Source organism: Chimaeribacter arupi (assembly GCF_002858805.1).
In the GTDB taxonomy this organism is placed as follows: domain Bacteria; phylum Pseudomonadota; class Gammaproteobacteria; order Enterobacterales; family Enterobacteriaceae; genus Chimaeribacter; species Chimaeribacter arupi.
Genome location: NZ_PJZI01000103.1, coordinates 1 through 342, shown reverse-complemented (window position 1 = coordinate 342; position 342 = coordinate 1). Strand labels below are relative to the sequence as shown.

The 342-nt window shown below is 59.4% G+C and carries 1 protein-coding gene; it reads left to right on the top strand.

All coding sequences use genetic code 11. The annotated features are described in order from the left end of the window. The coding region (gene clpS / locus CYR52_RS22245; protein WP_101829457.1) for an ATP-dependent Clp protease adapter ClpS at positions 1–269 on the top strand (269 nt) is incomplete at its 5' end. Between the last annotated feature and the right edge of the window lie 73 nt (positions 270–342).

Sequence of the window (342 nt, the reverse complement as noted above, 5' to 3'; positions counted from 1 at the left end):
AGGAGCAGCAGCTCAAGCCGCCGGCGATGTACAAGGTGGTCCTGCTCAACGACGACTACACTCCGATGGAGTTCGTCGTGATGATCCTGCAGCAGTATTTCAGCAGGGACCGGGAAACGGCGACGCAGATCATGCTGACCGTCCACCGGGAAGGTAAGGGCGTTTGTGGTATCTATACGCGTGATATCGCGGCGACCAAAGTCGAGCTTGTATCAACCCATGCGCGGCAGGCGGGGCACCCGCTGCAGTGCGTGATGGAGGAAGCATGATTGCGCAAGAATTGGAAGTGAGCCTGCACATGGCCTTCGTCGAGGCTCGCCAGGCGCGCCACGAGTTCATCAC